This window comes from Pseudonocardia sp. DSM 110487, assembly GCF_019468565.1.
GTDB lineage: Bacteria > Actinomycetota > Actinomycetes > Mycobacteriales > Pseudonocardiaceae > Pseudonocardia.
The window spans coordinates 8,786,131-8,812,061 of the sequence record NZ_CP080521.1 but is presented as its reverse complement, the minus strand read 5'-3'; the positions used below and the strand labels follow the sequence as shown (position 1 = coordinate 8,812,061).

Here is a 25,931-nt window from a genome sequence, read left to right as displayed (position 1 = left end):
ACGATAGCGGATCAGTCACGGAATGAAACCATCTATCACCCTGCGTGTGTCAGCAGCCGCGCAGGGTGTCGCCGCCCGACCCGCGGTTGAACGAGATGTGCACGTGGTCGAAGTGGTTCGCGGTCGCGCCGCCGCGGTCTTCCATGGGCTTCCAGCCGTTGCCGTGGTTGATGCGCTGCCGCCAGATCACGTACTTGACGCCGAGGGTGTTCATGTTCTCCAGCGCGCACGCCGCGAGCCGGTCACCGGTGGCCCGATCGACCATGAAGTCGACGGCGAGGCCGCCCGGGTGGTCGGACGTGCCTGCCCGCCCGGCCACACCGAACATCGTGGGCTCGCCGAAGGTGCATCCGAGCTGCTCCGCGGCCGTGCGCACGTTCGACTTGACGGCGCCGAGGCCGGACAGGCTGATGCCGCAGTCCACCGGCCCGCGCGCGGCCTCTGCGGCGGCGCGTTCCGCGGCGGCCTTGGCCTCTGCGGCGGCCTGCTCGGCTGCGCGCGCGATCTCCTGCTCAGCGAGCTGTGCGGCCTTCACGAGCCCGGCGGCGTCGGCGATCTCCGGCTCCGGATCGATGGGCTGGAGGGCCGTCTCGAAGACGTCGGTCACCGGATCGTCGTCCGGACTCGCCTGCGCGACCGGTACGACCGCAGCGTCCGGACGCGTCTCCGGATCGGGTGCCGCGCCGCCGACCAGCGAGAACGCGCTGCCGGTTACGGCGACGGCGGCGGCACCCCGCCGTAGCGGGGTCGGTACGGACCGCAGCGCGCTCGCACTCGCTCGTCGACGGCGGCGGGGGGCCACCGTGACCAACGGGTGCTGGTGCGCGCCTCGGCCCCGGGGGGAGCGATGCCGAGCCACGACCTGCCTTCCGGATCGACGGCCCGGTAAGGACGTCCGGCTTCGGGGGTGCCGGCGGGTGGGGAGTCCCGTGTCCTTTTCGTGACCGTGCCGTCATTGATCCGAGAGGGAACGTAAGCAACCTTCGAGATCGTCGCACGTCAGAGACCTGCCCGATCGGACGAGAGTGCGGCCCCGAGCGACGAGCGGTGTTCCTTTTGCCCCGTTCGGGGGATCGGCGCCGGTGATCGGTCGGTGCCGCTCAGAAGTGGCCCGCACGCCCGCTGTGGGTGCCGCACACCGACTGAAGTTGGTGTGTGGGCGCAGATGTCGGTGTGCGGGCGACCTGGATGGCGGCGGGTACGTATCGGCCCATCGTCGGCGCCCGAGCGTGCCGGGTTACTGGGGCCGGTACTGCACCACCCTGCCGTTGAGGGGCTGCGGCTCGCGCGCGTCGCCCTCGGGGAACAGCTTCCGGTAGGCACTGACGTTCGTTGCCGTCACCAGCCGGCGCTTCGCCAGCACGAGCCATGACACGGGCTCGCTGTACGGGGCAGTCGTCAGCGAGCCCTCGTAGCGGTACGTCGAGAGCTCGCGCGGCAGCGCGGCGGACAGGTCACCCGCCCCCTCGTGCTCGGGGCCGCATTCCTCGGGGAGGCCGCCGAGCACGGCGTCCTGCACCGTGCCGCCGCTCCCGCCGGGCGCCAGGAACAGGCCGACCACGAGCGTCTCCCCGTTCGGCCCGCGGTGCACGAAGTGCTGCTCGATGGGGAACCGGTTCCAGTCGAGCTGGTGTTCGGCCGGGGTGTGGAAGTGGAACTGCAGTAGCTCGTAGCGCGCGCCGCCGATGCGGACGCTCGCCGCGCCCTCCGGCACTTCGGCTTCGACCACCTCCTCCCGGCCGCGGACGGAACATCCCGCCGGGTCGCTCTCGTCCTTGCGCACGTAGCGCACTCGCAGGTCGACATGGCGCGGGTAGTCGACCTCGAGTGCGGGCAGGTCGCGCGCGGTGACGGCGTCGCGGGAGCGGATGTGGATCGGGCTCTGGTGCGGCCCCTGCAGCGGCGGCGCGGCGGCTGCCGTGGGTGTGATCAGCGCCGTGGCCGCGAGGGTCGGGACGCCGAGAAGGAAGGTTCGCCGTGAAAGGTCCATTTGCCCGTTTCCATACTGTATGCATCACTCGGGCGCGTGACACTAGTATGGGTGAACGGGCCGCCGTCCGGCGGGTTGATCAACCGCGCGTGACGGCGCCGGGCGACACTCCGACCGTCCGCTTGAACGCCCGGCTGAACGCGGCTTCGGAGTGGTAACCGAGCCGTCCGGCCACCTCGCCGACGGTGGCGCCGTCCTCGGCGAGCCAGCCGCGGGCCACGTGCATGCGCCAGCGCGTGACGTAGCGCATCGCGGGTTCGTCGACGAGCTCGGTGAACCGCGCGGAGAACGCCGAGCGCGACATGGCGAGCTCGCCTGCGAGGGAGGCGACGGTCCAGTCCCGTGCCGGATCGCGGTGGATCAGCGAGATCGCCCGGCCGATCTGGCGGTCCCGCAGGGCGCCGAGCCAGCCGCGCTGCGCGGCCGGGTCGTGCTCGATCCAGCCACGCAGGGTCTGGATGACGAGGATGTCCGAGAGGCGCGTGATGACGGCCTCCCCACCCGGGCGCAGTGACGCTGCCTCCGCGGCGATCAGTCGCAGCGTGCTCTGGATCCACTCGGCTTGTGTCCCGCCGCCGGGCTCGACGTGGATCACCTCGGGCAGCAGCGGGACGATGTGGTGCGCTGCCGGGTGGTCGAGCCGGACGGCGCCGCAGATGAGCGTGGTGCACGCCCCGCCGCCGCCGTGGCGCAGGATCGCGTACCGGCCGCGGTACTCGTGCTCGAGGCTCGTGACGTCCGGGGTGATCGTGCCCGGATCGCTGCGCAGGATGTGCCCCTGACCGTGTGGGACGAGGGCGAGGTCCCCCGCCTGCAGCATCCGCGGTTGGGCACCGGCCACCTCCAGGTGGAACCGGCCGGCGATGACGATGTGGAACCACATGCAGTCCGGCCAGCCTGGCGCCGCCACTCCCCACGGCGCCGTCAGCTCCGAGCGGCAGTAGAAGGTGCCCGTCACGCGCAGGAAGTGCAGTGCCTCGCCGAGGGGGTCGTCGGCCTGCATCGGCTCCGCTATCACGGCGGCGAGTGTGCGCCGCGCACCACCGTGCGTCCACAGGTTCTGGACGAACGAGCAAGAAGCCGGGATCTGCTGGCATGGATGGTCCCGGATCGGCCCGACAGGCTGGATGTCGAGCCGAGGAGGACGAGATGATCACTGTGATGGGCGCGACCGGCAACGTCGGACGCAAGATCGTGCACCGACTGCTGGCGGCGGGCGAACCCGTCCGCGCCATCGGTCGCAACCAGAAGGCGCTGGCCGAGCTGGCCGCAGCCGGGGCCGAGCCCCGTGCCGGCGACGCCGCCGACGCCGCGTTCCTGACCGACGCCTTCCGCGGCGCCGACGCCGTGCACACCATGCTGCCGTACAGCCCGACCGTGCCGGACTTCCGTGCGGAGCAGGCGCGGCTGGGCGAGGCGATCGTGACCGCGATCCGGGACTCCGGTGTGCGCAGGGTGGTGGCGCAGAGCAGCCTCGGCGCCCAGCTGCCGGCCGGCACCGGCTTCATCGCCGCGAGCCTGTACCCGCAGGAGCAGCGGCTGCGCGCGCTCGAGGGTGTCGACGTGCTGTTCCTGCGGCCCACGCTGTTCTTCGAGAGCATCGTCGCCGCCGTGGACATCATCGAGGCGACGGGCGTCAACGCCGACGTGATCGACCCGGACGTCCCGCTGCCGATGGTCTCCACCCGCGACGTCGCCGAGGCCGCCGCGGCGGCCCTGCGCTCCCGGGACTGGAGCGGCGGCGACGTCCGCACGCTGCTGGGCCCGTGCGACCTCACCTACACCGAGGCCACCAGGATCCTCGGCGTCGCGATGGGCCGCCCCGAGCTGCCGTACGTGCAGCTTCCGGGCGACGAGATGACCGCCGCGCTGGTGGAGGCGGGGTTCACGCCGGACGCCGCCGCGCTGCACGTCGAGATGGGAAACGCGATGTCGGCTGGCACGATCACACCACGCGAGGGACGCACGCCGCAGACCACGACGCCCATCCGGTTCGAGGACGTCGTGTCCGAGCTCCTGGAGGACGCATCGTGATCGCCACCGCCCTGCCGATCGTCGCGCTGCTCGGCGTCATCGGCTCGGGCCTCATGGCCGGGCTGTACTTCGCCTTCTCCACGGCGGTGATGCCGGCACTGCGCCGGGTGACCCCCGCCGCGGGTGCAGAGGCGATGCAGCAGGTGAACCGCGTGATCCTGAACCCGTTATTCCTCCTCGTGCTCATGGGTACCGGGCTGGTCTGCCTGTTGCTCGTGATCGGGGCGCCGTTCAGCGGCCGCCCCGGCACGGCGTGGATCGTGATCGGCGGGCTGCTCTACCTCGTGGGCAACATCGGGCTGACGATGGTGGTGAACGTCCCGATGAACAACCGGCTCGACGCCGCCAACCCCCTCACCGACCAGGGTGCGGCGATCTGGGCCGATTTCCTGAACCGCTGGACGGCGTGGAACCACGTCCGCGCCCTCGCCTGCACCGCGGCCACGGCCGCGCTGACGGTCGGCCTCTGGTCGTAGCGGCACGTCGGGCGGCCTCGATCCCCGTCGTCCGAAATCGGGTGCGCGCTGGCCTCGTGTGATCTAGCTTCGCCCCGTGTTCACATTCTTCCGACGTCGCTGACCCGCCGGCGGCCTCCGGGCTTCCCGCCGCCGGTGATGCGGGACGGCGTCGCGCCGTCCCGGGTCGCGACGTGGGGATGGTGGATCGATGCCGCGCGCAACTCTGTGCGTCGGCCCCGCCGCTGCGCGTCCCGGTCGTGCCGCCGTTCGATGACGGCGGCGCGCCTGGTGGCGCGGTGCGTTCGGGGTATCGAGGAAGTGCTGGCCGAAGAGGTCTGTGGGCTGGGCACGGTGCAGGCGGTGGGGCACCGCGAGGTGCGGTTCACCGCCCGTGCCGATCCGGCCGTGCTGGGCCTCACCACGGCCGATGACGTGTTCGTGATCGCCGCTGAGGCCGGTGGGATCGGCCGGGCGCGGGCCGACCTGAACCGGCTCCGGTGCGCTGTGGCCGCCGCCGACCTGGAGCGCGCCCTCCGGGATCGGGAGCGGTGCGGGGGCATGCCCGGCGTGCCGACGCTGGACGTGTCGGCGTCCGTGCTGGGCAGGCGTGCCTTCAACCGCTACGACCTGGAGGATGCCGCAGGCACGGTGCTGGCCCGCAGGCTCGGCCTGCCGTACCGCTCGCGGCGAGCGGATGCGCGACCGCCCGCAGGCGGCCTGAGCTGGCGGCTCACCGTGGTGGACGACCGTGTGACGGTGGCGCTGCGCATCCCGGGTCGGCCGTTGCACCGCAGGTCGTACAAGGCCGCGTCGGTGCCGGGAACGCTGCACCCGCCGCTGGCCGCTGCGATTCTGCGAGTCGCGGAGATCGGCGCGGGGCACGTGGTGCTCGACCCGTGCTGCGGCGCGGGCACCCTCCCGATCGAGGCCGCGGGCACTGGGGCGCGGGTGGTCGGCTCGGACGTCGACCCAGCCGCGGTCGCGGCGGCGGTCGCGAACGGCGCGGATCTCCCCGTGACATGGTCCGTGGCCGACGCCGGTGCGCTACCGCTGCGGGACGACACGGTCGACAGGGTCGTGGTGAACCCGCCATGGGCGCGGCAAGTGGTCCCACGAGGGCGGCTCGCGGCACACCCGCACCGGCTCTGGCGGGAGGTGAGCCGGGTGCTGGCACCGAGCGGCCGGATCGTGGCGTTGCTGCCGGATCGGCATCCGCCTGCGGGACTGCTGGCCGAGCGCACGATTCCGGTCAGCCTCTTCGGCTCGCACCCGGTGATCACGGTGCTGAGGCCCGGGTAGCGCTTCCGCGAGTCGGGGTTTCCGTGTACATGAGTCGCGGTGAGGGCGGCCGATACTGGACCCGTGGCGGGGCGGCGGGGGAGCGGGCGGGACGGGATCAACGCGCAGGTCGCGTCCGGCACCGCCGAGCTCCGCCCGGACCGCGATCGCAGGCGCGCGTGGACGTTGCTCGTGGACGGCACGCCGCAGTCGCACGTGGACCTGGACGACCCGACGCACCTGGAGTTCGACTACGTCCGCAGGCTGGGCCACGTCGTCGACCTCGCCGCCCCGCCCCGCAGGCCGATGCGCGTGCTGCACCTCGGCGGCGGGGCGTTCACGCTCGCCCGCTACGTGGCCGCGACCCGTCCGCGGTCGAGCCAGCAGGTCGTGGAACTGGACGCGGCACTGGTGGAGCTCGTGCGCCGGGAGCTGCCCCTCGACCGCACCTGGCGGGTGCGGGTGCGCACCGGCGACGCGCGGGAGGTCGTGGGCCGGCTCCGCGACGGCGCGTTCGACCTCGTCGTCCTGGACGTGTTCGCAGGCGCACGCACGCCTGCGCACCTCGCCTCCACCGAGTTCCTGGCGGAGGTCGCGGACGTGATGGCCCCGGCGGCGACGTACGCGGCCAACGTCACCGACGGCGGTGCGCTGGCCTTCGCTCACGGCCAGGTCGCCACGCTGCAAGAGGTGTTCCCGCACTCGTGCGTCGTCGCCGACCCGGCTGTGCTGCGTGGACGGCGGTTCGGGAACCTGCTCCTCGTCGGGAGCCGTCACCCGCTGCCGGTTGATCTCCTGACAGCGCGGGCCGCGGCCGACCGGTCATCGGGCCGCCTGCTGCACGGGCCCGATCTCGAGCGCTTCCGGGCCGGGGCTCGTCCCGTTCACGACGCCGGCGCGGCCGCCTCGCCGCTGCCACCGGACGGAACGTTCGCCGGGGAGTAGCGACACTAGTTCAGGACCCGCCCGAGGCCGCCGCCTCCTTGCGGGCCCCGATGAGGAAGGTGAGCGGGAGTGCGACCGTCGCGATGATCGCCGCCACCATGAACGCGGCCCGCGCGCCTGCCACGTCCGTGCCCATGGTGATCTCCGTGGAAGCCACCGCCATCACGGTGATGAACAGCGCCGTGCCTGCGGCGCCCGCCACCTGCTGGAGCGTCGCCATGATCGCGCTGCCGTGCGAGTCGAGGTGCCGGGGCAGCCGGCCGAGGGCGTCGGTCATGAGCGGGGTGAGCATCAGCGAGATCCCGAGCACCAGCACGACGTGGAACGCGATGATCATCCACAGTGGGGAGCCCGCACCGAGCGTGGTGAACGCCCAGAGGGCGACGGTGAGCACCACCGCTCCCGGGATGACGAGCCTGCGCGGGCCGAGCCGGTCGTAGAGGCGGCCGACCACCGGACCCAGCAGGCCCATCGCCAGCCCGCCGGGCAGCACCGCGAGGCCGGTGACGAACGCGCTGACGTGCAGCACGTCCTGCAGGTACAGAGGCAGCAGGATCAGCACGCCGAAGAGCGACATCATGCTCAGCACGACGAGCACCATCGCGAGGACGAACGGCCGGTGCGCGAACGGTCGCAGGTCCAGCAGCGCGTTTCCGTCGCCCTGCAGCCGCAGCTGGCGGGCCACGAACAACGCGAGTGCCACCAGCCCGACCACGGTGGGGGCCCACGGCGTGACCAGCGCGTGCCCGCGGGCGGCATCGCCGACGCTGCTGAGTCCGAACACGAGGCCGCCGAACCCGAGTGCCGAGAGCGCCACCGAGCCGAGGTCGAGGGGGACCGGGCGCACCTCGGCCGCCACCTGGAGCCACCGGGCTCCGGCCGCGAACGCGATCAGGGCGATCGGCAGCACGATCCAGAACATCCACCGCCAGTCGAGCGCGCTGAGGATGATCCCGGAGAGCGTCGGCCCGACGGCGGGCGCGACGGCGATCACGATCGTGATCGTGCCCATCGTGGCGCCCCTGCGCTCGGCGGGTACCAGGCGCATCACGGTGGTCATGAGCAGCGGGACCATCACCGCCGTGCCCGCGGCCTGCACGATCCGGCCGGCGAGCAGCATCGGGAAGCCGGGCGCGAGCGCGCTGACGAGCGTGCCGGTACTGAACAGCAGCATCGACGTGAGGTAGACCCGCCGCGGCGGGAACCGCTGGAGCAGGAACCCGGTGATCGGGATGACCACGGCCATCGTGAGCAGGAATCCGCTGGTCAGCCACTGGGCGGTGCTGACGGTGATGCCCAGGTCGGCGATCAGCGCCGGCAGCGCGACGCTCATGATCGTCTCGTTGAGGATCATGACGAACGCGGAGCCGACCAGCAGCCAGATCACCAGGGATGCGCCCGCCGGCGGGGTGGTCTGCGGTGCGGTCGATTCGGATTCGGAGTGGCCGGTGGCGGGGCCGGTCATCGAGGAACTCCTGTCGTTCGGGCCCTCGACGCTACCGATCGGACCTCTCCGATGGCCACGCGGTTCGCTCTGGGGAAGCTAACGGCGGAGCACCTCGGTGAGCGCGGAGATGCTGTGGTCGGCGTGCCCGGCGTCGGCGGCCCGCCGCACCAGCTCGTACAGCGGGGCCGCCCACGAGACGTCGACGCCCGCTTCCCGGCCGAACTCGAGGTCCCACGGTTCCGAGGCGAGGAAGAGGCCAACAGAGGACTGGCCGTCGGTGTAGTCGCGGGTGTCGATCTCGCGGGCGAACGTCGGCAGGAGCGAACCGATCATCTCCAGCCACTTGACGGTGAACGGCACGAGCGTGCTCGCCGCGAGCCCGCGGGCCTGGACGGCCGCCGCGCCCTGGAAGAAACCGACGAGCGCGGGCAGCAGCGTGGAGCCGACGGCCATCTCGTAGAGCGCGGCCAGATCGGGCTCGACGCCGAGGTGGACGGTGTCGCCGCCCAGCACCCGCAGCGCGGCCTCGTGCTCGTCGAACGCGGCGCGGTCGCCGCCGTAGTACAGGAGCGTGTCCGGTGCCCCCACGGCCGACGGAACGTTCTTGATCGCGCCACCGAGGAACCGGGCGCCGTGCGCGGTTGCCCACTCCGCCGTCTCGCGGGCCTGCGCCGGCGCTCCGCTGTTGAGCGTCACGAGCGTGCGTCCCGCCAGGTCGCCGGTGGCCGGGTCGAGTGCATGGCGGGTCTCGTCGAAGCCGGTGAGGCAGGTGATCACCAGTGGGCTCGCGGCCACGGCGGCCTGCACGGTCGGCGCGAGCGTCGCGCCATCGGCCAGCAACGGGGCCGCCTTCTCCGGGGTGCGGTTCCAGACGGTGGTGCGGTGCCCGGCGCGCAGGAACGCCCCGGCGAGTGCATTGCCCATCGAGCCCAGCCCGATCACGGTCACGTCTTCGATCACGAACCCATGCTGGGCCTTCACTTACATTCGATCAAGTACCTACAATTCTGTTGGGTACCGACATTCTTGTTCGTATGGGGTGGCCGATGGGGAAGTACACGTGCGGGTTCGACGCCGCCATCGCCGTGATGGGCGGGAAGTGGAAGGGGCTGATCCTGTTCGCGCTGCAGGACGGGCCGGTGCGCTTCGGGGAGCTGCGTCGCGCCGTGCCCGGCATCAGCGAACGGATGCTGATCCTGCAGCTGCGCGAGATGGAGGCGAGCGGCCTCGTGCACCGCGAGGTCTACCACCAGGTTCCGCCGAAGGTGGAGTACTCGCTCACCGACTTCGGCCACTCGCTCAACACGGCGATGGCACCGCTCGGCGAGTGGGGCGAGGAGCACATGGAGCGGCTCGAGGCGCTCCCCTGAGGCCTGGTCAGCCGACGGATGGCGCTCGCTCGGCCCGCCACAGCAGGTGTACCGAGCGCCCGAACGACCAGACCAGCAGCGCGAGCGCGACGGCCACCAGCACGACGGTGATCGCGTGCGGGAGCAGCTGGGAGGCCGCCACCACCAGCACCACGCCCTGCACGGCAGCCACCGTCTTCGCGACGTAGCTCGGCGGCACCGGCCCGCGCAGCCACGGCAGCAGCCAGCCGGCGACGACGAACGCGTACCGCATCCCGCCGATCGCGAGCGCCCACGGCCCGACGATCCCGGCGACGTGCACGCTGAGGACGAGGACGAGGAACGCGTCGACCTCCATGTCGAACCGGGCGCCCACCGGCGACACGGTGCCGGTGCGTCGCGCCACCTTCCCGTCGACGGCGTCGAGCGCCAGCGCCACCGAGGCGAGGGTGATCAGCGCGGCCTGCGCCGTCCACCCGGTGAGCAGACTCTCGGCAACGATCGCGGTGACACCGCCGACGAGCAGCGCCCTGGCGAGCGTGACGACGTCGGCGGGCCCGAGCACGGACCGCCCGGCTCGGTGCAGCGCGGCGGACAGCAGCCCCAGCAGGCCCACCGCGTACACCACTGCGACCAGCACGCCGAGCGGTCCGAGCCCGAACGCGGCGACGAGCCCGGCCAGGAGGAGCAGCTGCCCGCTGGCTGCTGCCGCCTGTCCCGGTCCCACCATCACTAATGTGCAGGTGCTGGTGACCACTCCGCGTTCCACCTCTGCATCACGTCCACGCGGGCGGGTGGGTTCACCTCGGGAAGGAATGAGATGGGTCACACAGCCCGGGCGTTCTGGCTCCGTTCCCCCGGCGAGGGTGAGATCCGGGCCGTCGAGCTGCCCGAACCCGGCCCTGCCGACGTCGTCGTCCGCACCTTGTACTCCGGGGTGAGTCGCGGCACCGAGACCCTCGTCTTCCGCGGCGGCGTGCCGCAGAGCCAGCACGCGGCGATGCGTGCGCCGTTCCAGGAGGGCGAGTTCCCCGCGCCCGTGAAGTACGGGTACCTCGCGGTGGGGGTGGTCGAACACGGGTCCCCCGATCTCATCGGCCGGACGGTCTTCTGCCTGTACCCGCACCAGACGCGCTTCGTCGTGCCGGCCACGGCCGTGACGCCGGTGCCCGACGACGTGCCCCCGGCCCGCGCCGTGCTCGCCGGCACCGTCGAGACGGCGGTGAACGCGCTGTGGGACGCCGCGCCGCTCGTCGGCGACCGGATCGCCGTCGTCGGCGGCGGCATGGTGGGGTGCGGTGTCGCCGCCCTGCTCGCGGGTATCCCGGGAGCGCGGGTCGAGCTGGTCGACGCCGACCCGGCCCGCGCCGTGATCGCCGACGCGCTGGGCGTGGGATTCGCGACGCCGGAGGACGCAGCGGGCGACTGCGACCTCGTCGTGCATGCCAGCGCCACCGAAGCGGGCCTCGGTCGCTCGCTGGAGCTGCTGGCCGCGGAGGGGGAGGTCGTCGAGCTGTCCTGGTACGGCGACCGACCGGTCCGGCTGCCGCTCGGCGAGGCGTTCCACGCCAAGCGCCTGACGATCCGCAGCAGCCAGGTCGGCACCGTCTCGCCGCGCCGGGCCCGCCGCGGCTACGCAGGGCGCATGGCGACCGCGCTTCGCCTGCTCGCCGACCCGCGCTTCGACGCGCTGGTCACGGAGGAGCACCCGTTCGAGGAGCTACCCGCCCTGATGCCCCGCCTCGCCGACGGCACGCTGCCCGCGCTCTGCGTGCGCCTGTGGTACCCGTGAGCAGCGCATCCCCGCTGGTCGGCGACCGTTCCTGCTCAGAAGAAGCCGCGGCGCCTGCAGGCGTGCTGCAGGTAGCCCTCGAGCTCCCGCTGCCAGTCCGTTCGATCCGCCGTGGCGTAGTCGACCGTGAACCGGCTGAACGAGTCGTGGCCCTCGGTGAGGAAGCCGCCGCGCCGGTCCAGTTCGAACACGACCTCCATCGACCGCGGGGACGACACGAACGTCACCTCGAGCTGCGTGATGCCCTGCGCGAATCGCGGCGGCGGCAGGAACTCGATCTCCTGGTAGAACGGCAGCTCCTGGTACATGCCGCGGATGCGGCCCTTCTCACAGTCCGCGTTGCGGAACCTGAATCCCAGTCCGGCGAGTGCGGCCAGTATGCGGTCCTGCGCGGGCAACGGGTGCACAGCTAGGGGGTCCAGGTCGGTGGCGTCGACGGCCCCTGTGACCTCCACCTCGGTGGCGAGCCCCACGGTCGTGCCGTACAGCCGCTGTCCGTAGAAGTGGGTGAGCGGCGCCTCCCACGGGATGCGGAAGCGGAACGGGAACGAGCGCCGCGTGCCGCTGTCCAGCGCGAAGGCGCTGGTGATGGGCAGCTTCGCGTACTCGAGATCGCTGTTGTACTCGTGGTCGCGGGACTCGACCTCGACGCGGGTCCGCAGCGCGAGGTACACGCCACTGAGGTAGGAATCGTGCGTGCCTCCGCGGAGGGAGACCTCCCCGGTGATCATGCCGCCGGGCACCGTGTTGGGATCGTGCAACACGGTCTCGACCTCGGGGCCACCGACCCCCATCGCCTGCATCAGCCTCTTGAACACCATGGCGTCACCCTCCGGTGTGGACCTTTCGCCCCGGCTTCAGCGGCGTTTCACGGATGGCGGTGAACTTCCCGGGGCACCGGGACGTGTGGGGGTAGGAACGGGATCGAGCCGCGTGGCGAGGGAGCGAGAGTGTTCAGCATTACCGTCCGGGACCACATGATGGTCGCCCACAGCTTCCGGGGCGCCGTGTTCGGTCCGGCTCAGCGCCTGCACGGCGCCACCTTCGTGGTGGACGCGACGTTCCGCCGTCCCGTGCTCGACGACGACGGCATCGTGGTCGACATCGGGCTGGCCACCCAGCAGCTCGGCGAGGTACTCGGCGAGCTCAACTACCGCAACCTCGACGACGAGCCCGCGTTCGAAGGCGTCAACACCTCCACCGAGTTCCTGGCCCGGTTGATCGCCGACCGCCTCGCCGAACGGCTGTACGAGGGAGCGCTCGGCGAGAACGCCCGCGGGATCTCCGCGATCGTCGTGACCCTGCACGAGTCGCACGTCGCGTGGGCGAGCTACGAGCGGTCCCTGTGACGATCCCCGTGATCGCCCGGACGGTGTACGTCGTCGTGCCTGGCGACATCGACGACCCGGCGCGCCCCAGCGGTGGGAACGCCTACGACCGGCGGGTCTGCCAGGCCCTGCCCGCCGCGGGCCGGGCCGTGTGCGAGATCGCCGTGCGCGGCGCGTGGCCGGAGCCCGACGCGATGGCGCGCGCTGAGCTGGGTCGGCGCCTTGCAGCCGTGCCGGACGGCGCTGACGTGCTCCTCGACGGGCTCGTCGCGTGCGCGGTGCCCGACGTGCTCGCCCCGCACGCCCGCAGGCTGCGCCTCGTCGTGCTGGTCCACCTCCCGCTCGGTGACGAGGCCGGGCTGCCACCCCAGGTGGCGGCCGACCGCACGGCCCGCGAACGCATGACCCTGCACGCCGCGGCTGTCGTCGTGGCCACCAGCGCGTGGGCGGCTCGCCGGCTCGTCACGGTGCACGGGTTGCCTGCCGATCGGGTGCGCGTCGTGCCGCCCGGTGTCGAGCCGGCTCCGCTCGGCGGCGCCGAGGAAGCGGGTACGCGGCTGCTGTGCGTCGGCTCGATCACGCCGACGAAGGGCCAGGACCTTCTCGTGAAGGCCCTCGCCCGGATCCCCGACCGTGACTGGGGCTGCCTCCTCGTCGGCCCGGTCACCCGCGCTCCCGGCTATGTCACGCTCGTCCGGGAGCTGGTGCAGCGGTACGGGCTGGGCGACCGGGTGGCTCTCGCCGGGCCGGTGACCGGATCGGCGCTCGACGCGGTGTACGCCGCCACCGACGTGCTCGTGTTGTCCTCGCGCGCCGAGTCGTACGGCATGGTCGTGACGGAGGCGCTCGCCAGGGGGATCCCGGTGCTCGGGATGGCCGTCGACGGTGTGCCGGAGACCCTTGGTCGCGCGCCGGACGGCGCGGTCCCCGGCATCCTCGTGCCGCCGGGTGACGTGGCCGCGCTGGCAGAAGCCCTGCACCGCTGGCTCGACGAACCACAGCTGCGACGTGAGGTGCGCGAGGCGGCTCGGCAGCGCCGCGATGCTCTCACCGGATGGGAGGTGACCGCGCGGTGCTTGGCCGACGCCTTGAACATGAGCGAGCTTGCGAGCGAATCAATGTCACAGCGCCTGCGCGAAGCGCCGCCCGAGCGCAGCGAGGGCGAGCGATGAGCGCCCCTGGAGCTCAGGTCACGCCGGAGTGGCTGGCGCTGCGCGAGTCCGCCGACGCGGCGGCTCGGGCGACGGACCTGGTCGACCGGCTCTACAAGTGGCTGGAGGACCGGTACGGCGGCCCCCTGGTTGTGCGCGACCTCGGTTGCGGAACCGGTTCGATGGCGCGTTGGCTCGCGCGCCGGCTGCCCGGCCCCCAACACTGGATCCTGCATGATCGTGACCCCGGGCTACTCGTGCAGGCCGTTGTCGACATGCCGGCCGGCGTCACGGCCGAGCCGCGGCCCGGCGACCTCACCTCCCTTGACGCCGCGCAGCTCGCCGGCACCTCGGTGGTCACGGCGTCGGCGCTGCTGGACCTGCTCACCGCCGACGAGGTGGAGCGCCTCGCCGCGGCGTGCGCAACCGCGGGCTGCGCCACGCTGCTGGCCCTCTCGGTCACCGGCAGCGTGCTGCTCACACCCGGCGACCCGCTCGACGCCCTCTTCGCCGCCGCGTTCGACGCCCACCAGCGCCGCACGGTGGACGGCCGCAGGCTGCTCGGTCCGGATGCCGCGCCCGCGGTCGCGGCGGCGTTCGGCCGGCACGGTGTGTCGGTGGTGCGGGCACCGAGCCCGTGGCGCCTCGGTCCGGCCGACGGCCCGCTGATCGAGCAGTGGCTGCGCGGCTGGCTCGCCGCGGCGTGCGAGCACCGGCCTGCGCTCGTCGCGGAGGCGGAGGCCTACCTGCGTCGCAGGCTGGCGGCGGCGAACCGCGGTGACCTGCGGGTCGTTGTCGGGCACGCCGACCTGCTCGCTCTGCCGGGGAACCCGTCGTGAGGCCCGCGCAGGTGGCGCGGCCGCTGGCCGTCGCCGCGATCGTCGGCGCGCTCGTGTGGTGGTCGGGACCGCAGGCCATCGTCGACGCGCTCGCCGCGCTGGACGCGGGGCCGGTGCTCGCCGCGCTCGGGCTCGGCGTCGTCACCACGGTGTGCAGCGCGTGGCGCTGGTGCCTACTGGCGCGCGGCTTCGGCATGCGCCTCTCGCTCCCGAGGGCCGTCGCCGACTGCTACCAGGCCCTCTTCCTCAACGCCGTGCTGCCCGCCGGGATGCTCGGCGACCTGCACCGGGCTGTCGGGCACGGCAGGCGGGCCGGGGACATCGCGGGTGGCGTGCGGGCGTTCGTGCTCGAACGGTTGGTGGGCCTCGTGGTGCTGGTCGGCGTGGCCGCGGTCGTGCTTGCGGCGGAGCCCGCTCTGCTCGGTGTGCTCGGTGAGCTCGTGCACGGTGGCTGGTGGATCGGGGTTGTCGTCGGCCTCGTGGCGCTGCCGGTGCTCGGCTGGCTGCTGCGCGAGCGCCTGCGTCCGATGGCGGACGACGTGCGGACGGTGCTGCGCTCCGGCGGAGGTCCGGGGATCATCGGCCTCTCCGTGGTGGCGCTCGCCGGCTACCTCGCCACGTTCGTGGTGGCCGCCCGCGCCGTCGGTGCGACCGCCCCCGTCACCGAGCTGCTCCCGCTGCTCATCCTCGCGCTGCTGGTCATGGCGCTGCCGTTCAACGTCGGTGGCTGGGGCCCGCGCGAGGCCGTCGCCGCCGTCGGGTTCGGTGCGGTGGGGCTCGGAGCGGCTCAGGGCTTCGCGGCCGCCGTCGCCTATGGGGTGCTCTGCATGGTGGCCTGCCTGCCCGGCGGGGCAGTGCTCCTGCTGCGCCTGATGAACACCCGCCTCACAGGTGCCCGGCGAACGACCGCACGAGGCTCGCGAGCACCGCGCGTCCCTTCTCAGCGGATGCCGCTGACGGACGGCCCACCACTCCAGATTCCGTGTACGCCTGCATTCCTCGAGCCAGCAGGTACCGGCGGTCGTCTGCCAGGTGGTCGGCCCGTTCGTACCCCGGCCTGACGAGATCCGGAAGCGCATGCAGGAGGATCGAGGTCTCCAGCTCACCGGCGTGCATGTCGGACGGGCCCGTGGTGGTCAGGCCGGCGTCGGCGCGCGCGTCCTCCCAGTCCAGCTCGGTGGGGAAGAGGACCATCCGCTGCTGGCTGATGCTCGCCTCCTGCACCACGTTGCCGAGCACGTAGTTGCCGCCGTGCCCGTTCACGAGCACGAGCGTGCTCGCGCCCGCGTGCTGGACCGACGCGGCCACGTCGCGCACGATCGCGGCGAGCGTCGTGGCGGAGATGCTGACGGTGCCCGCCCATGCGGCGTGCTCGTGGGAGCAGGAGATGGTGATCGGTGGCAGCCTGAAAACGGGGTACACGGTCGCGAGCTCGGCCGCGATCGTGCTGGCGACGAGGGTGTCCGTCGTGAGCGGCAGGAAGGGGCCGTGCTGCTCGAAGCTGCCGATCGGCAGCAGCGCGACCGCCGTGGAGCGGTCGTGCGCGTCGAGCGTGGTATCGGCCGGGAGGAGATCCATCGTGATGGACCTTCTCACGGTTCGCGAGAGGGGACGAGAGGGGCAGCTCATGCAGGAGACGCGAGACGGTGAACTGGCCGAGGTCGCGGAATCGGACCTCGTGACGCGTGGCGGCCGGTTCCGCGCCGTCGCGTTCCGGGACCCCTACGACGGGAACGAGCACCTCGCCCTCGTGCGCGGCGAGCCGCGCGGTCAGAAGGACGTGCTGGTCCGGGTGCACTCGGAGTGCCTCACCGGTGACGTCTTCGGCGCGCTGCGGTGCGAGTGCGGTGCGCAGCTCCGGTCGGCGGTCGATGCGATCGCCGACGAGGGGTGCGGCGTGCTCGTGTACCTGCGCGGGCACGAGGGCCGCGGGATCGGCCTCGTCGCGAAGGTCCGCACCCACGTGTTGCAGGACGAGCAGGGGCTCGACACGGTCGACTCGGCCACCGCGCTCGGCCTGCCGGTTGACGTGCGCGACTTCGGCCCGGCCGCACGGGTGCTGCACTACCTCGGTGTGGAGTCGGTCCGGCTGCTGTCGAACAACGAGGACAAGGTGCTCGCGCTCACCGACCACGGGATCAAGGTCACCGGGCGGGTCCCGCTGTTGGAGCCCGTGGACGAGTACAACGTCCGCTACCTCATGGCGAAGCGCGACCGCCTCGGCCACGACCTCCCTCACCTGGGGTCACTCGGCTGACGCGAAGTCGCCGGCCCGCCACGGCATCTCCTGCAGCACCCACGTGTTGCCGTCCGGATCGCTGAACGGGACGTACCTGACGCCCTGGTCGTGCTCGTCGATCTCCCCGACCGGAACGCCGCGGCGGGCGAGCTCGTCGCGCGCGGCCGCGGCGTCGGCGACGACGAGGTGCAGCCCCCGCACCGAACCTGCCGCCGCGTCGGCCAGTGCGGGCAGGCCGCTGGACAGCACGATCGAGCAGGCCGAGCCGGGCGGGGTGAGCTGGCATATCCGCACGCCATCGGCCGGCTGCACGTCGACGTCCACGACGAACCCCGCCCCGACGTAGAACTCCTTGGCGCGTTCGACGTCGGTGACCGGCACGGGCACGAGCTCGAGCAGCATCTTCATGGCGCCTCCTTGCGCACGCGGTAGTGCAGGTGGGTCACGCGGTCGCCCTGGATGACGGCGGGATCGTCCAGCAGCTGTTCGGCGCCCGTGAAGTCGCCGAAGTAGCGCACGCCCGTGCCCAGCAGCACCGGCACCAGGTCCACGCGGAGCTCGTCGACCAGCCCTGCCGCGAGGGCCTGGCCGGCCATGTCGCCCGCGGTGACCGACACGACGCGGTCACCAGCCACCTCCTGCGCCTCGGCGATCGCGCTCGCGACCCCGTCGGTGACGAACGTGTACGGGGCGTCCGTGTGGGCCTCGATCCATTCGGTCGGCACGCGATGCGTCACGACGAACACGGCGTCGCCGACCGGGGGAACGCCACCCCAGCCGTCGGTGATGTCGAACAGGCGCCGCCCGATCACGCCCGGCCCCACGTCACTCCACGCCGTCCGCAGGTACTCGGCGCTCGCTGCGGAGACCTTGAAGACCCGATCCGGGTCGTTGCCTCTGACCTCGACATCGCCGTTGCCGTACCAGTCGAACAGCGGCCCGACCCGACCGGACGGGTCGGCGATGAATCCGTCCAGCGACATCGTGGCCTGCACGACGACCTTGCCCATGGCGTCCCTCCCTGAGTTCGTGTGGAACAGCATGTGTCCGCAGGGCACTCCGGGGCATCCGTGGTGACCACCTGGCCGTCACGTGATCAGCACGCGAGCCGGCTGTCAGGGTGCGCGAACGCCGACGCCGACGCCTCCACGAAGAGGGGCCCGCCTGTTCTGCCACGCTCGCATCATGCGTGTGTTCGTCACGGGCGGCACCGGTGCCGTCGGCCGTCTCGCGGTTGCCGAGCTGGCGGCAGCGGGCCATGAGGTTTCCGCGCTCGCGCGAAGTGCCGAGCGGGCCGCGCTGCTGGAGGAGCTCGGGGCGCGCCCGGTCGCCGTCTCGCTCTTCGACCGGGCGGCGCTGACGGCGGCCTTCGCCGATCACGGCGCGGTGGTCAACCTGGCCACGGCGATCCCGTCGACCATGCGCGCGCTCTGGAGCAGCGGGTGGCGGGAGAACGACCGGATCCGGACTGAGGGCTCCGCCGCCGTCGTCGACGCCGTGCTCGCCGCGGGGGTCGGACGGCTCGTGCAGGAGTCGGTCGTGATGATCTACCCGGACCGGGGCGCGGCCTGGATCGACGAGGACGTGCCGCCCGAGGATCTCCCGCGCAACCGGGCCAACCTCGCGGCCGAGGCGAGTGCTCGGCGGTTCACCACGGCAGGCGGGACCGGCACCGTGCTGCGTTTCGGCTGGTTCTACGGTCCCGGTTCCACCCAGACCGAGGAGATGCTCCGCCAGGCGCGCCTCGGGTTCCCGCTGGTGCTGGGCGACGCGGACGCCTACACCAGCCCGATCCACCTCGCCGATGCCGCCTCAGCCGTCGTCGCGGCGCTCGACGCCCCGTCCGGCACCTTCAACGTCGCCGACGACGTGCCGCTGCCGAAGCGCGAGTTCGCCGCGGCGCTGGCTGAGGCCGTCGGCAGGCGGAGGTGGGTGGGCGTGCCCGGCAGGGCGGCGCGGTTGCTCGGTCCGCGGGTCGCCTCGCTCCTCGGTTCTCTGCGCGTGTCGAATGGCAGGTTCCGCGCGGCTACGGGCTGGGCCCCGCGGAACCGGAGTGCGAACGAGGGCTGGCCGGCGACGGCGGCGGCTCTCATGTGACCCTCCCGGCGTCAGCAAGGTGGCCTTCCCGTCGTGTCACGCCAGCAAGGCCACCTTGCCGGCGTTGGGCGCCATGAAGGCGAGGGCCATGGCTGCCTCGGCGTGGACCGCCTCGGCCTCTCCGCCGGTCAGCGGGCGGTGCGGGTGCACCTCCAGTCTGGCGGTTTCCCGGTCGCGCGTGAGCGTCCAGTGGGCCGCGGTGAACCCGTCGACGAGCACCGCGCCCGGCACCGGTCCGCTGCGCCGCACGAAGGCGCGGCGGAACTCGTCGGTGCTCACGCGGTTGCGGTCGGCGTGCGAGAGCAGCAGGTTGTCGAAGTCGTACAGGAACCGCACCGGAGCCGGTGTGGCGGCGTCGGGGCGCGGGGCGTCGGGCAGGTCGAACAGCTCGCGGCCGCACTCGTCGTGGAACAGGCGCAGCTGCGAGCGGAGCGGCTCGACCACCTCGCGCAGGTGCGTGAGCCCCGACCAGGTCTGCACGTCCATCACCGTGGCCGGGCCGAACGCGGCGAGGTAGCGGCGCACCAGCGTCTCGAGCGAGAACGGGGCGCCGTCGCCCACCCACGACTCGGCGCTGGTGTGCGCGATGGGGCCGCTGCGTCCCCACAGCCCACGCGGCGGCACCTGAACGAGCGGCAGCCGGTTTCGCACGGCGTACGCGAGGCCCGCGGCGGGCCGGTCGGGCCAGCGGTCCTGCAGCAGGGCGCCGAGCTCCCGTGAAGTGCGGGCGCGCTCGGCGAGCAGCGGGCGGGCGGCCGCCACGATCTCGTCGACGTCGAGTCCGCGGACGGCGTCTCCGTGGAGCTGGTTGGTGAACAGATCCCTGTCGAGCACGGGCTGGATCGCCGCGCGCAGGCCGTGGGCGTCCCGTGCCGTGACGAGGTGGATGGTGGAGCGCATCAGCGCGATCCGCACCAACGACCGGTCGGTAAGCCGATCGGCCGCGGCCTCGGGCCGGAAGCCGGCGATGCGGCTCCACAGCCCGAGATACCAGCTGTGCGGGGTCTGTGCCTGCAGGCCGACCAGGTGCTCGACCACCTCGGGGACCGACCGGGTGGTGCGCTCCAGCAGGAACTGGCGGGCGAGGGTGGCCCGGTTCAACGTGCGCGGGCCGAGCACCTGGGGCATCGGATCAGCCCCGCAGCCCGGCGAAGAACTGCCGCAGGTCACCGGCCAGCAGGTCCGGCACCTCGTGCGCGGCGTAGTGCCCGCCGCGGTCGAACTCCGTCCACGACACGATGTTCGCGTGGTCGCGCTCGGCGAAGCGCCGGATGCCCGAGAAGTCGTGCGCGAACGCGGCCAGCCCGAGCGGCACGGTCGTCGGCCCCGTCGGCTTCTCCTCCTCGGGGGTGTGCCGGTCCTCCCAGTAGAACCGCATCGACGACGCGGTGGTGCGGGTGAACCAGTAGATGGCGACGTTCGTCAGCACGAAGTCGGGGTGGACAGCGTCGCCGAACAGCTGGTAACTCCACGCCAGCTGGCCGGCAGGGGAGTCGGCGAGCGCGTGGGCGAGGTTCTGCGGTTGCGTCGACTGCAGCTCGTTGAAGCCGAACTTCTCCGCGGCGAAGCTCTGCAGCGTGGCCAGCTCGGCCATCTCCGCCTCTGGCATACCCTCGAACTCGGCCGGGTCGCCGGACGGGAACGAGAAGATCTGGTCGACGTGCACGCCCACCACGTGCTCGGGGTCGAGCCGCCCCAGCTCCGGGGAGACGAACGAGCCCCCGTCGTTGCCGTGCGCGCCGTAGCGTTCGTAACCCAGCCGCGCCATCAGCTCCTTCCACGCGCGAGCCGTGCGGTAGCGGTTCCAGCCGGGCTCGGTGGTCGGGCCCGAGAACGCGAAGCCCGGGATCGACGGGATGACGAGGTGGAACGCCTGCGCCGGGTCGCCGCCGTGTGCCCGGGGGTCGGTCAGCGGACCGATCACGTCGAGGAACTCGACGAACGAGCCCGGCCAGCCGTGCGTCAGGATCAGCGGGAACGCGTCCGGCTCGGGGGAGCGGACGTGCAGGAAGTGGATGTTCTGTCCGTCGATCGTCGTCGTGAACTGCGGGATGGCGTTGAGCCGCTTCTCGACGGCCCTCCAGTCGAACTCGTCGCGCCAGCGGCGCACCAGCTCGCGCACGGGCTCGACGCGCACGCCGTAGTCGCCGCCGGTGGTGAGCTCCTCGGTGTAGCGGGTACGGGCAAGGCGGTCGGCGAGGTCGTCGAGGTCGGCCTGGGGGACGTCGATCTGGAACGGCGTGATCTCCATGAACACGACGGTACGGGCCAATCAGGCAAGGTTCGTGCCTGATAGTCGGGCAGAATTCCTTCCATGTTGGAGACGTCCGCGCGACTGCTGCGCCTGCTGTCGCTGTTGCAGTCGCGTCGCGAGTGGACCGGGCCCGAGCTGGCGCAGCGGCTCGAGGTGAGCGAGCGCACCATCCGCAACGACATCGATCGGCTGCGCTCGCTCGGCTACCCGGTCGACGCCAACCGGGGCGCGGTCGGCGGCTACCGCCTCGGCGCAGGCGCGCAGCTGCCGCCGTTGCTCCTCGACGACGACGAGGCCGTGGCCACGGTGCTCGGCCTGCGTGCCGCCACCGGCCTGGCCGGTGTCGAGGAGGTGTCGCTGCGTGCCCTGGCGAAGATCGAGCAGGTGCTGCCGCGTCGGCTGCGCACGCGGGTCGCCGCGCTGGGCGAGTTCGCGCTGCGCGTGCCCGAGGACACGCCTTCGCCGCAGGTCGACGCCGAGGTGCTCACCACGCTCGCCGCCGCCTGCCGCGACGCGGAGCGGCTGCGCTTCGACTACCGCACCCACGGCGGTGGAGAGTCGCGGCGCGACGTCGAGCCCTACCGGTTGATCGCATGGGGTCGGCGCTGGTACCTGCTCGCATGGGACGTCGAGCGCGGCGACTGGCGCACCTTCCGCGCCGACCGCATCACCCCGCGCATCCCGACCGGCCCGCGTTTCGCCCCGCGGCCCCTCCCCACCGACGACGTCACCACATACCTGTCCGGCCGCGTCTCCGCCGCGGCGTGGCGGTATCGGGCCCGCGTGGTGGTGCACGCTCCCGCCGACGAGGTCGCGGAGCGCATCACGGCGGCGGTCGGGCACGTCGAGGCGCGCGACGCCGCGACCTGCGTCCTCCACACCGGGTCGGACAGCCTCGAGAGCCTGGCCGTGCACCTCGGCATGCTCGGCGTGGACTTCGAGGTCGTGGATCCACCGGAGCTGGCGGACCACATCGCCCTCCTCTCGGAGCGATACGCCAGGGCCGTGAGACGCGCGTGAAACGTCGGTGGGACCCCGCGGCAGCACGCTTCTCCCTCGCACCGCGTCCCACTGGATCTGGAGAAGTCGATGAGCAACGAGCAGCCATGGTCCCCGCAGAACCACCCCGGCCCACCTCCGTACGGCTACCCCGGCGGGCCGGGCTACTCCGGCCCGCAGCCGCCGATGGGGCCGCCGCTCGCCGAGTGGTGGGAGCGGCTCGTGGCCCGCATCATCGACGGCGCCGTGTTCATGGTCGCGAACATCATCGTGTCGTCGATCCTGTTCGCCCTGTTCGTGCCGCTCTTCGCGGTCTCGGCGTACGGGGTGCTGGCAGGCCCCGGTCTGTTCCTGCTGTATCTGGTGAACTGGGTGGTGGCCGGTCTCCTCTACGCCGGGTACGACTACTTCCTGCATGCCCGGTCGGGGCAGACCCTCGGCAAGATGGCGATGAAGATCCGCGTCGCCGGAGTCGACGGCCGCCCGCTGTCGCAGCAGGTCCTGCTGCGGCGCGCGGCCGCCTACCCCGGCGCGTTCGCCCTCATCGGGCTGCTGGCGGGGCTCAGCTGGTCGGCCGCCACGCTCGGCATGCTGCTCGCCGTCGGGCTGAGCGTCGCCGACGGCGTCCCGGTCATCACCGACCAGCGGCTGCGCCAGGCCCTGCACGACCGCTTCGCGGGGACAGTCGTGATCAAGGCGCCGTGAGCTGCCCTGCCGACGTCGTGACGAGCTCGTCGGCGACCCATCGCGCGACCTCGGCCGGGTAGGGCGCAGGCAACCCGAGGACGATGTGCCGGAAGCCTGCGTCGATCGCTTCGGCGATCGCGCCCCGCGTGGAGCCGGGTTCCTCGTACGAGACGGGCAGGTGGATCGAGCGCGTGATCGAGGCGGGATCGCGCCCGATCTCTACGCAGTATCGGTCCAGCAGCGCGCCGCGGCGGACGGCGTCGTCGATGTCGCCGCCGGGGATGTTCCACACGTCGGCGTGCTCGGCGACCACGCGCAGCGTCGCGGCCGATCGCCCGCCGATGACGATCGGTGGATGGGGGTGCTGGACGGGTCTGGGGTTGCCGAACGCCCCGGTGAGCCGGACGTGGCTGCCGTCGAAGTCGAACGGCTCGGCCTCCGTCCACAGCCGCCGGATCACGGTGCACGCCTCGGCGAGGCTCGCCACGGCGTGGGCGGCGTCGTGGAAGGGCAGGCCGTGCGCGTCGTACTCGCGCTTGGCCAGCGGGTGGCTGGGCCGCGAGCCGGCGCCGATGCCGAAGTCGAGCCGCCCGCCGGAGACGATGTCGACGGTCGTGGCGATCTTGGCCAGCATCGCGGGCGGCCGGAAGCGGTTGCTCGTCACGAGCAGGCCGATCCGCAGCCTGCGGGTCTGTGCGGCGAGGGCCGACAGCAGCGTCCAGCCTTCGTGGATCGGTCCGTCCGGGTCGCCCGCGATCGGCATGAGGTGGTCGAACAGCCACGCGTGCTCGATCTCGGGAACCGTGTCCGCCTCGCGCCAGACACGCAGGATGTCCTGGTAGTCGACCTGCATCGGGGCGGTCATGATCCCGAAGCTCGTTGAGGAGGTCTCCGACATGGGCCGTGGTCCTTTCGACACCGGCACCGCCTGTCATGATGGCCAGGCGGAACATTGTTCCGGTAACCATACGGAACGAAGTTCCGGTTAGGAAGGGGTGGGCGTGTCAGCTCGCAGGCGGGCCGACGCCCGGCGCAACGAGCAAGCTCTGCTCGACGCCGCCGCCGCGGTCTTCGTCGCCTCCGGCGTGGAGGCGCCGGTGCGCGACATCGCGGCGAGGGCAGGCGTCGGGACGGGCACCGTCTACCGCCACTTCCCAACACGCGCGGACCTGGTCGTCGCCGTCTACCGGCACCAGATCGAGGCGTGCGCTGAGGCGGGCGAAACCGGCCTGGCCTGCGCGGAGTCCCCGTATGCCGCGCTGGTCCGATGGATCGACCTGTTCGTCGATCTCCTCGTGACCAAGCACGGACTGGCCGCCGCGCTACGGCCGGACAGCCCTCAGTTCGAGGCCCTGCACGCCTACTTCCTCGACCGGCTCCTGCCGGTGTGCACCCGGTTGATCGACGAGGCAGCCGCTTCCGACGAGATCGGCGCCGACCTGGAGGCCTACGAGCTCATGCGGGCCGTCGGGAACCTCTGCATCGGCGCGGACAGCGACCCCCGCTACGACGCTCGCCGACTGGTCGGGCTCCTGCTGGCAGGGCTACGCCGGCCCGCTACTTGACCTGGCCCGAGTCGCAGTGCGCGTCAGCGTAGGACTCGACCCGCCGGAACGCCGCGGTCGCCGTGTCGCCGACCCGCTCCCACGCGCTGTCGATGTCATCGGCGCCGGCGAGCACGCGGTACTGGACGGCGAGCTCCGCGGCGTCCGCGCTGAGCTCCGGAGGCCCGCTGGACGCCAGCGCGTCCCACATGTCGGCGGAGTATCGCAGCGACGCGGGGCCTAGGTGGCTCCCGTACTCGACCGCCAACTGGAACTCGGCGGCCGTCGACACCCGGCACAGGGCCGCCACCCCGTCGCCTTGGGCGATGGGACCCGGGCTCGGGGCGGCGGCCGATCCGGTGGGAACCCGCGTGGAGACGGCCGCACCGGCCGTCGCGGACGGCGTCGGGCCGGCTGCGAACCCGGGGTTGTTGACCTGCACCGCGCAGCCGGTGACCAGGCCGAGAGCGATCAGCGCGACCCCGAGCCCGACGGCCCGCCCCTTCGACCGTCCTGCCGTGCGGCCGCACTTCCTGCCCATCCGTGCTCCTCTCGTGGCTACGGGCAGGACTGTGACGGCGGCGAGTTGCACGGGCGCCTCAGCGACGTTTCACTGATCCTGGAGCCGGCGCCATCCGACTGTCCACACACCGACGTCTGTGTTGGCGCACTGACAGCAGTCGGTGTGCGACCGCCGAAGTCGGTGTGTGACCTCCCGCGTGCGCGAAGGGGCCGTTCGATCCACTCGCCGGCCGCTAACCTCGGCCTCGACTGCGGGGGAGGGCGCATGGCGGCGACGGCGGCGTACGACGAGATCGCGGACTGGTACGAGGGGGAGTTCCTGCCCCGCACTTCGGCGGACGATCCGCTCGGGATCGACCGCTCGCTGCGGGACCTGCTCGGGCCGGGCGCCGGCCGCTGCCTCGAGATCGGCTGCGGCACCGGGGTGCACGCCGCGAGCGTGCGGGCGCTGGGCTGGACACCGATCGGCGTCGACGTCTCGGCCGGGATGTTGCGGCACGCGCAGGGCCGGCTCGCGTGTACCCGCGCCGACGCCGAACGGCTCCCGCTGGGTGACGCGTCCGTCGATGCGGCGATCGCGGTGATGGTCCACACCGACATGCCCGCCTACCCGGCCGTGCTCCGCGAGGCCGCGCGGGTGGTGCGGCCGGGCGGGGTGTTCGTCCACGTCGGCGTCCACCCGTGCTTCTGCGGCGGGTTCGCCGACCGCTCAGATCCGGAGGCGGTCGTGATCCGGCCCGGTTACGGCGATGGTCACTGGACCACGGAGTCGTGGACCGACCAGGGCATCCGCGACAAGGTCGGCGCCAGCCACCTCCCGCTCGCCGAGCTGCTGAACGCCGTTCTGGACGCGGGCATGGTGCCGGAGCGGTTCGCCGAGAGCGGTGGGCCCACGCCCGTGGTGCTGGCCGTGCGGGCCCGGGTTCCGGCTGGTGGGAGGCCTGGCTGAGCCGCCCATTACGCTCGATCGAGCGAACG

General features: G+C 72.4%; 29 protein-coding genes and 1 pseudogene. 16 read left to right on the top strand and 14 right to left on the bottom strand.

Features of this window, described 5'->3' with window-relative positions; translation table 11 throughout:
• Window positions 1-49: 49 nt before the first annotated feature.
• From K1T35_RS41290 to K1T35_RS41280, 3 genes are all read right to left on the bottom strand, one after another.
• Window positions 50-802 (bottom strand): hypothetical protein, encoded by a 753-nt coding sequence (locus tag K1T35_RS41290; RefSeq protein WP_220257111.1) that lies wholly within the window; start codon window positions 800-802, stop codon window positions 50-52.
• A 435-nt stretch (window positions 803-1,237) separates the two neighbouring features.
• The gene (locus K1T35_RS41285; protein ID WP_220257110.1) at window positions 1,238-1,990 is read right to left on the bottom strand and encodes a carbonic anhydrase family protein; all 753 of its coding nucleotides are present in this window, start codon (window positions 1,988-1,990) and stop codon (window positions 1,238-1,240) included.
• Between the two features lie 79 nt (window positions 1,991-2,069).
• Entirely contained in the window at window positions 2,070-3,008 is a 939-nt protein-coding gene (locus tag K1T35_RS41280; protein WP_220257109.1) for an AraC family transcriptional regulator, read from the bottom strand.
• Window positions 3,009-3,139: 131 nt separating this feature from the next.
• Between K1T35_RS41280 and K1T35_RS41275 the strand changes: the two genes are divergently transcribed.
• The 4 genes from K1T35_RS41275 (at window position 3,140) to K1T35_RS41260 (ending at window position 6,705) form a co-directional block, all read left to right on the top strand.
• Window positions 3,140-4,024: an NAD(P)H-binding protein gene (locus K1T35_RS41275; protein ID WP_220257108.1), complete on the top strand. Its 885-nt coding sequence runs from the start codon at window positions 3,140-3,142 to the stop codon at window positions 4,022-4,024.
• A complete protein-coding gene (locus tag K1T35_RS41270) occupies window positions 4,021-4,500 on the top strand; it encodes a DUF1772 domain-containing protein (RefSeq protein ID WP_220257107.1) in 480 nt (159 codons plus the stop codon). Before K1T35_RS41275 ends, K1T35_RS41270 begins: the two co-directional genes overlap by 4 nt.
• 252 nt (window positions 4,501-4,752) lie before the next feature.
• Window positions 4,753-5,781, top strand: a complete 1,029-nt coding sequence (locus tag K1T35_RS41265; protein WP_220257106.1) for a methyltransferase domain-containing protein — start codon at window positions 4,753-4,755, stop codon at window positions 5,779-5,781.
• Between the two features lie 63 nt (window positions 5,782-5,844).
• Window positions 5,845-6,705, top strand: a complete 861-nt coding sequence (locus K1T35_RS41260) for a spermidine synthase (protein ID WP_255621267.1) — start codon at window positions 5,845-5,847, stop codon at window positions 6,703-6,705.
• Between the two features lie 10 nt (window positions 6,706-6,715).
• Here the strand turns inward: K1T35_RS41260 and K1T35_RS41255 are convergent, their stop codons facing one another.
• Window positions 6,716-8,170 carry a DHA2 family efflux MFS transporter permease subunit gene (locus tag K1T35_RS41255; protein ID WP_220257105.1) on the bottom strand — a complete coding sequence of 485 codons (1,455 nt, stop codon included), beginning with the start codon at window positions 8,168-8,170 and terminating at the stop codon, window positions 6,716-6,718.
• A gap of 78 nt (window positions 8,171-8,248) precedes the next feature.
• Window positions 8,249-9,112 (bottom strand): NAD(P)-dependent oxidoreductase, encoded by an 864-nt coding sequence (locus K1T35_RS41250; RefSeq protein WP_255621266.1) that lies wholly within the window; start codon window positions 9,110-9,112, stop codon window positions 8,249-8,251.
• Between the two features lie 86 nt (window positions 9,113-9,198).
• Here K1T35_RS41250 and K1T35_RS41245 point away from each other — a divergent pair, with 86 nt between their 5' ends.
• Entirely contained in the window at window positions 9,199-9,522 is a 324-nt protein-coding gene (locus K1T35_RS41245; protein WP_220257104.1) for a helix-turn-helix domain-containing protein, read from the top strand.
• Between the two features lie 7 nt (window positions 9,523-9,529).
• On the opposite strand, the gene K1T35_RS41240 is transcribed toward K1T35_RS41245, so the two are convergent.
• On the bottom strand, window positions 9,530-10,231 hold the full coding sequence (locus K1T35_RS41240; protein WP_220257103.1) for a CDP-alcohol phosphatidyltransferase family protein: 702 nt from the start codon (window positions 10,229-10,231) through the stop codon (window positions 9,530-9,532).
• A 90-nt stretch (window positions 10,232-10,321) separates the two neighbouring features.
• Between K1T35_RS41240 and K1T35_RS41235 the strand changes: the two genes are divergently transcribed.
• On the top strand, window positions 10,322-11,293 hold the full coding sequence (locus tag K1T35_RS41235) for a zinc-binding alcohol dehydrogenase (RefSeq protein WP_220257102.1): 972 nt from the start codon (window positions 10,322-10,324) through the stop codon (window positions 11,291-11,293).
• Window positions 11,294-11,328: 35 nt separating this feature from the next.
• On the opposite strand, the gene K1T35_RS41230 is transcribed toward K1T35_RS41235, so the two are convergent.
• Window positions 11,329-12,114 carry a sporulation protein gene (locus tag K1T35_RS41230; protein WP_220257101.1) on the bottom strand — a complete coding sequence of 262 codons (786 nt, stop codon included), beginning with the start codon at window positions 12,112-12,114 and terminating at the stop codon, window positions 11,329-11,331.
• Between the two features lie 129 nt (window positions 12,115-12,243).
• Between K1T35_RS41230 and K1T35_RS41225 the strand changes: the two genes are divergently transcribed.
• The 4 genes and pseudogenes from K1T35_RS41225 to K1T35_RS41210 all read left to right on the top strand — a co-directional run.
• Window positions 12,244-12,642 carry a 6-carboxytetrahydropterin synthase gene (locus tag K1T35_RS41225; protein ID WP_220257100.1) on the top strand — a complete coding sequence of 133 codons (399 nt, stop codon included), beginning with the start codon at window positions 12,244-12,246 and terminating at the stop codon, window positions 12,640-12,642.
• Window positions 12,639-13,793: a glycosyltransferase family 4 protein gene (locus K1T35_RS41220; protein ID WP_255621264.1), complete on the top strand. Its 1,155-nt coding sequence runs from the start codon at window positions 12,639-12,641 to the stop codon at window positions 13,791-13,793. Before K1T35_RS41225 ends, K1T35_RS41220 begins: the two co-directional genes overlap by 4 nt.
• Window positions 13,790-14,611: a class I SAM-dependent methyltransferase gene (locus K1T35_RS41215; protein WP_220257099.1), complete on the top strand. Its 822-nt coding sequence runs from the start codon at window positions 13,790-13,792 to the stop codon at window positions 14,609-14,611. Before K1T35_RS41220 ends, K1T35_RS41215 begins: the two co-directional genes overlap by 4 nt.
• Window positions 14,608-15,423, top strand: a pseudogene (locus K1T35_RS41210) (YbhN family protein); the annotation flags it as partial. The gene K1T35_RS41215 and the pseudogene K1T35_RS41210, both read left to right, overlap by 4 nt.
• A 73-nt stretch (window positions 15,424-15,496) precedes the next feature.
• Here the strand turns inward: K1T35_RS41210 and K1T35_RS41205 are convergent.
• A complete protein-coding gene (locus K1T35_RS41205) occupies window positions 15,497-16,189 on the bottom strand; it encodes a creatininase family protein (RefSeq protein ID WP_220257098.1) in 693 nt (230 codons plus the stop codon).
• Between the two features lie 49 nt (window positions 16,190-16,238).
• On the opposite strand from K1T35_RS41205, the gene K1T35_RS41200 reads away from it, so the two are divergent.
• A complete protein-coding gene (locus tag K1T35_RS41200) occupies window positions 16,239-16,868 on the top strand; it encodes a GTP cyclohydrolase II (protein ID WP_220257097.1) in 630 nt (209 codons plus the stop codon).
• On the opposite strand, the gene K1T35_RS41195 is transcribed toward K1T35_RS41200, so the two are convergent.
• Both K1T35_RS41195 and K1T35_RS41190 read right to left on the bottom strand, forming a co-directional pair.
• On the bottom strand, window positions 16,857-17,258 hold the full coding sequence (locus K1T35_RS41195) for a VOC family protein (protein ID WP_220257096.1): 402 nt from the start codon (window positions 17,256-17,258) through the stop codon (window positions 16,857-16,859). The two genes, K1T35_RS41200 and K1T35_RS41195, sit on opposite strands and share 12 nt — an antisense overlap.
• Window positions 17,255-17,860, bottom strand: a complete 606-nt coding sequence (locus K1T35_RS41190) for a dihydrofolate reductase family protein (protein ID WP_220257095.1) — start codon at window positions 17,858-17,860, stop codon at window positions 17,255-17,257. Before K1T35_RS41190 ends, K1T35_RS41195 begins: the two co-directional genes overlap by 4 nt.
• A 175-nt stretch (window positions 17,861-18,035) precedes the next feature.
• On the opposite strand from K1T35_RS41190, the gene K1T35_RS41185 reads away from it, so the two are divergent.
• The gene (locus K1T35_RS41185; RefSeq protein ID WP_220257094.1) at window positions 18,036-18,947 is read left to right on the top strand and encodes an NAD(P)-dependent oxidoreductase; all 912 of its coding nucleotides are present in this window, start codon (window positions 18,036-18,038) and stop codon (window positions 18,945-18,947) included.
• Between the two features lie 36 nt (window positions 18,948-18,983).
• Here K1T35_RS41185 and K1T35_RS41180 read toward each other — a convergent pair whose 3' ends face one another.
• Window positions 18,984-20,075, bottom strand: a complete 1,092-nt coding sequence (locus K1T35_RS41180) for a winged helix DNA-binding domain-containing protein (protein WP_220257093.1) — start codon at window positions 20,073-20,075, stop codon at window positions 18,984-18,986.
• Window positions 20,076-20,079: 4 nt separating this feature from the next.
• Complete coding sequence (locus tag K1T35_RS41175; RefSeq protein WP_220257092.1) at window positions 20,080-21,198, bottom strand: epoxide hydrolase family protein; 1,119 nt, start codon at window positions 21,196-21,198, stop codon at window positions 20,080-20,082.
• 63 nt (window positions 21,199-21,261) lie between these two features.
• Between K1T35_RS41175 and K1T35_RS41170 the strand changes: the two genes are divergently transcribed.
• Window positions 21,262-22,221, top strand: a complete 960-nt coding sequence (locus K1T35_RS41170; RefSeq protein WP_220257091.1) for a YafY family protein — start codon at window positions 21,262-21,264, stop codon at window positions 22,219-22,221.
• Between the two features lie 69 nt (window positions 22,222-22,290).
• Window positions 22,291-22,905: an RDD family protein gene (locus K1T35_RS41165; protein WP_220257090.1), complete on the top strand. Its 615-nt coding sequence runs from the start codon at window positions 22,291-22,293 to the stop codon at window positions 22,903-22,905.
• Here K1T35_RS41165 and K1T35_RS41160 read toward each other — a convergent pair.
• Window positions 22,892-23,785, bottom strand: coding sequence for an LLM class flavin-dependent oxidoreductase (locus tag K1T35_RS41160; RefSeq protein ID WP_255621263.1), 894 nt, complete (start codon window positions 23,783-23,785; stop codon window positions 22,892-22,894). The two genes, K1T35_RS41165 and K1T35_RS41160, sit on opposite strands and share 14 nt — an antisense overlap.
• A gap of 103 nt (window positions 23,786-23,888) precedes the next feature.
• Here K1T35_RS41160 and K1T35_RS41155 point away from each other — a divergent pair, with 103 nt between their 5' ends.
• Window positions 23,889-24,452, top strand: a complete 564-nt coding sequence (locus K1T35_RS41155; protein WP_255621262.1) for a TetR/AcrR family transcriptional regulator — start codon at window positions 23,889-23,891, stop codon at window positions 24,450-24,452.
• Here K1T35_RS41155 and K1T35_RS41150 read toward each other — a convergent pair.
• Window positions 24,445-24,972 (bottom strand): hypothetical protein, encoded by a 528-nt coding sequence (locus K1T35_RS41150; protein ID WP_220257088.1) that lies wholly within the window; start codon window positions 24,970-24,972, stop codon window positions 24,445-24,447. The two genes, K1T35_RS41155 and K1T35_RS41150, sit on opposite strands and share 8 nt — an antisense overlap.
• A gap of 246 nt (window positions 24,973-25,218) precedes the next feature.
• Between K1T35_RS41150 and K1T35_RS41145 the strand changes: the two genes are divergently transcribed.
• Complete coding sequence (locus K1T35_RS41145) at window positions 25,219-25,902, top strand: class I SAM-dependent methyltransferase (RefSeq protein ID WP_220257087.1); 684 nt, start codon at window positions 25,219-25,221, stop codon at window positions 25,900-25,902.
• The last annotated feature ends 29 nt before the right edge of the window (window positions 25,903-25,931 follow it).

Bases quoted from the DNA above. Each gene is read 5' to 3' on its own strand.
- K1T35_RS41285 (WP_220257110.1), bottom strand. From the start codon at position 1,990: ATGGACCTTTCACGGCGAACCTTCCTTCTCGGCGTCCCGACCCTCGCG.
- K1T35_RS41275 (WP_220257108.1), top strand. From the start codon at position 3,140: ATGATCACTGTGATGGGCGCGACCGGCAACGTCGGACGCAAGATCGTG.
- K1T35_RS41265 (WP_220257106.1), top strand. From the start codon at position 4,753: ATGACGGCGGCGCGCCTGGTGGCGCGGTGCGTTCGGGGTATCGAGGAA.
- K1T35_RS41255 (WP_220257105.1), bottom strand. From the start codon at position 8,170: ATGACCGGCCCCGCCACCGGCCACTCCGAATCCGAATCGACCGCACCG.
- K1T35_RS41245 (WP_220257104.1), top strand. From the start codon at position 9,199: ATGGGGAAGTACACGTGCGGGTTCGACGCCGCCATCGCCGTGATGGGC.
- K1T35_RS41240 (WP_220257103.1), bottom strand. From the start codon at position 10,231: ATGGTGGGACCGGGACAGGCGGCAGCAGCCAGCGGGCAGCTGCTCCTC.
- K1T35_RS41235 (WP_220257102.1), top strand. From the start codon at position 10,322: ATGGGTCACACAGCCCGGGCGTTCTGGCTCCGTTCCCCCGGCGAGGGT.
- K1T35_RS41230 (WP_220257101.1), bottom strand. From the start codon at position 12,114: ATGGTGTTCAAGAGGCTGATGCAGGCGATGGGGGTCGGTGGCCCCGAG.
- K1T35_RS41215 (WP_220257099.1), top strand. From the start codon at position 13,790: ATGAGCGCCCCTGGAGCTCAGGTCACGCCGGAGTGGCTGGCGCTGCGC.
- K1T35_RS41205 (WP_220257098.1), bottom strand. From the start codon at position 16,189: ATGGATCTCCTCCCGGCCGATACCACGCTCGACGCGCACGACCGCTCC.
- K1T35_RS41200 (WP_220257097.1), top strand. From the start codon at position 16,239: ATGCAGGAGACGCGAGACGGTGAACTGGCCGAGGTCGCGGAATCGGAC.
- K1T35_RS41195 (WP_220257096.1), bottom strand. From the start codon at position 17,258: ATGAAGATGCTGCTCGAGCTCGTGCCCGTGCCGGTCACCGACGTCGAA.
- K1T35_RS41190 (WP_220257095.1), bottom strand. From the start codon at position 17,860: ATGGGCAAGGTCGTCGTGCAGGCCACGATGTCGCTGGACGGATTCATC.
- K1T35_RS41185 (WP_220257094.1), top strand. From the start codon at position 18,036: ATGCGTGTGTTCGTCACGGGCGGCACCGGTGCCGTCGGCCGTCTCGCG.
- K1T35_RS41180 (WP_220257093.1), bottom strand. From the start codon at position 20,075: ATGCCCCAGGTGCTCGGCCCGCGCACGTTGAACCGGGCCACCCTCGCC.
- K1T35_RS41175 (WP_220257092.1), bottom strand. From the start codon at position 21,198: ATGGAGATCACGCCGTTCCAGATCGACGTCCCCCAGGCCGACCTCGAC.
- K1T35_RS41170 (WP_220257091.1), top strand. From the start codon at position 21,262: ATGTTGGAGACGTCCGCGCGACTGCTGCGCCTGCTGTCGCTGTTGCAG.
- K1T35_RS41165 (WP_220257090.1), top strand. From the start codon at position 22,291: ATGAGCAACGAGCAGCCATGGTCCCCGCAGAACCACCCCGGCCCACCT.
- K1T35_RS41160 (WP_255621263.1), bottom strand. From the start codon at position 23,785: ATGTCGGAGACCTCCTCAACGAGCTTCGGGATCATGACCGCCCCGATG.
- K1T35_RS41150 (WP_220257088.1), bottom strand. From the start codon at position 24,972: ATGGGCAGGAAGTGCGGCCGCACGGCAGGACGGTCGAAGGGGCGGGCC.
- K1T35_RS41145 (WP_220257087.1), top strand. From the start codon at position 25,219: ATGGCGGCGACGGCGGCGTACGACGAGATCGCGGACTGGTACGAGGGG.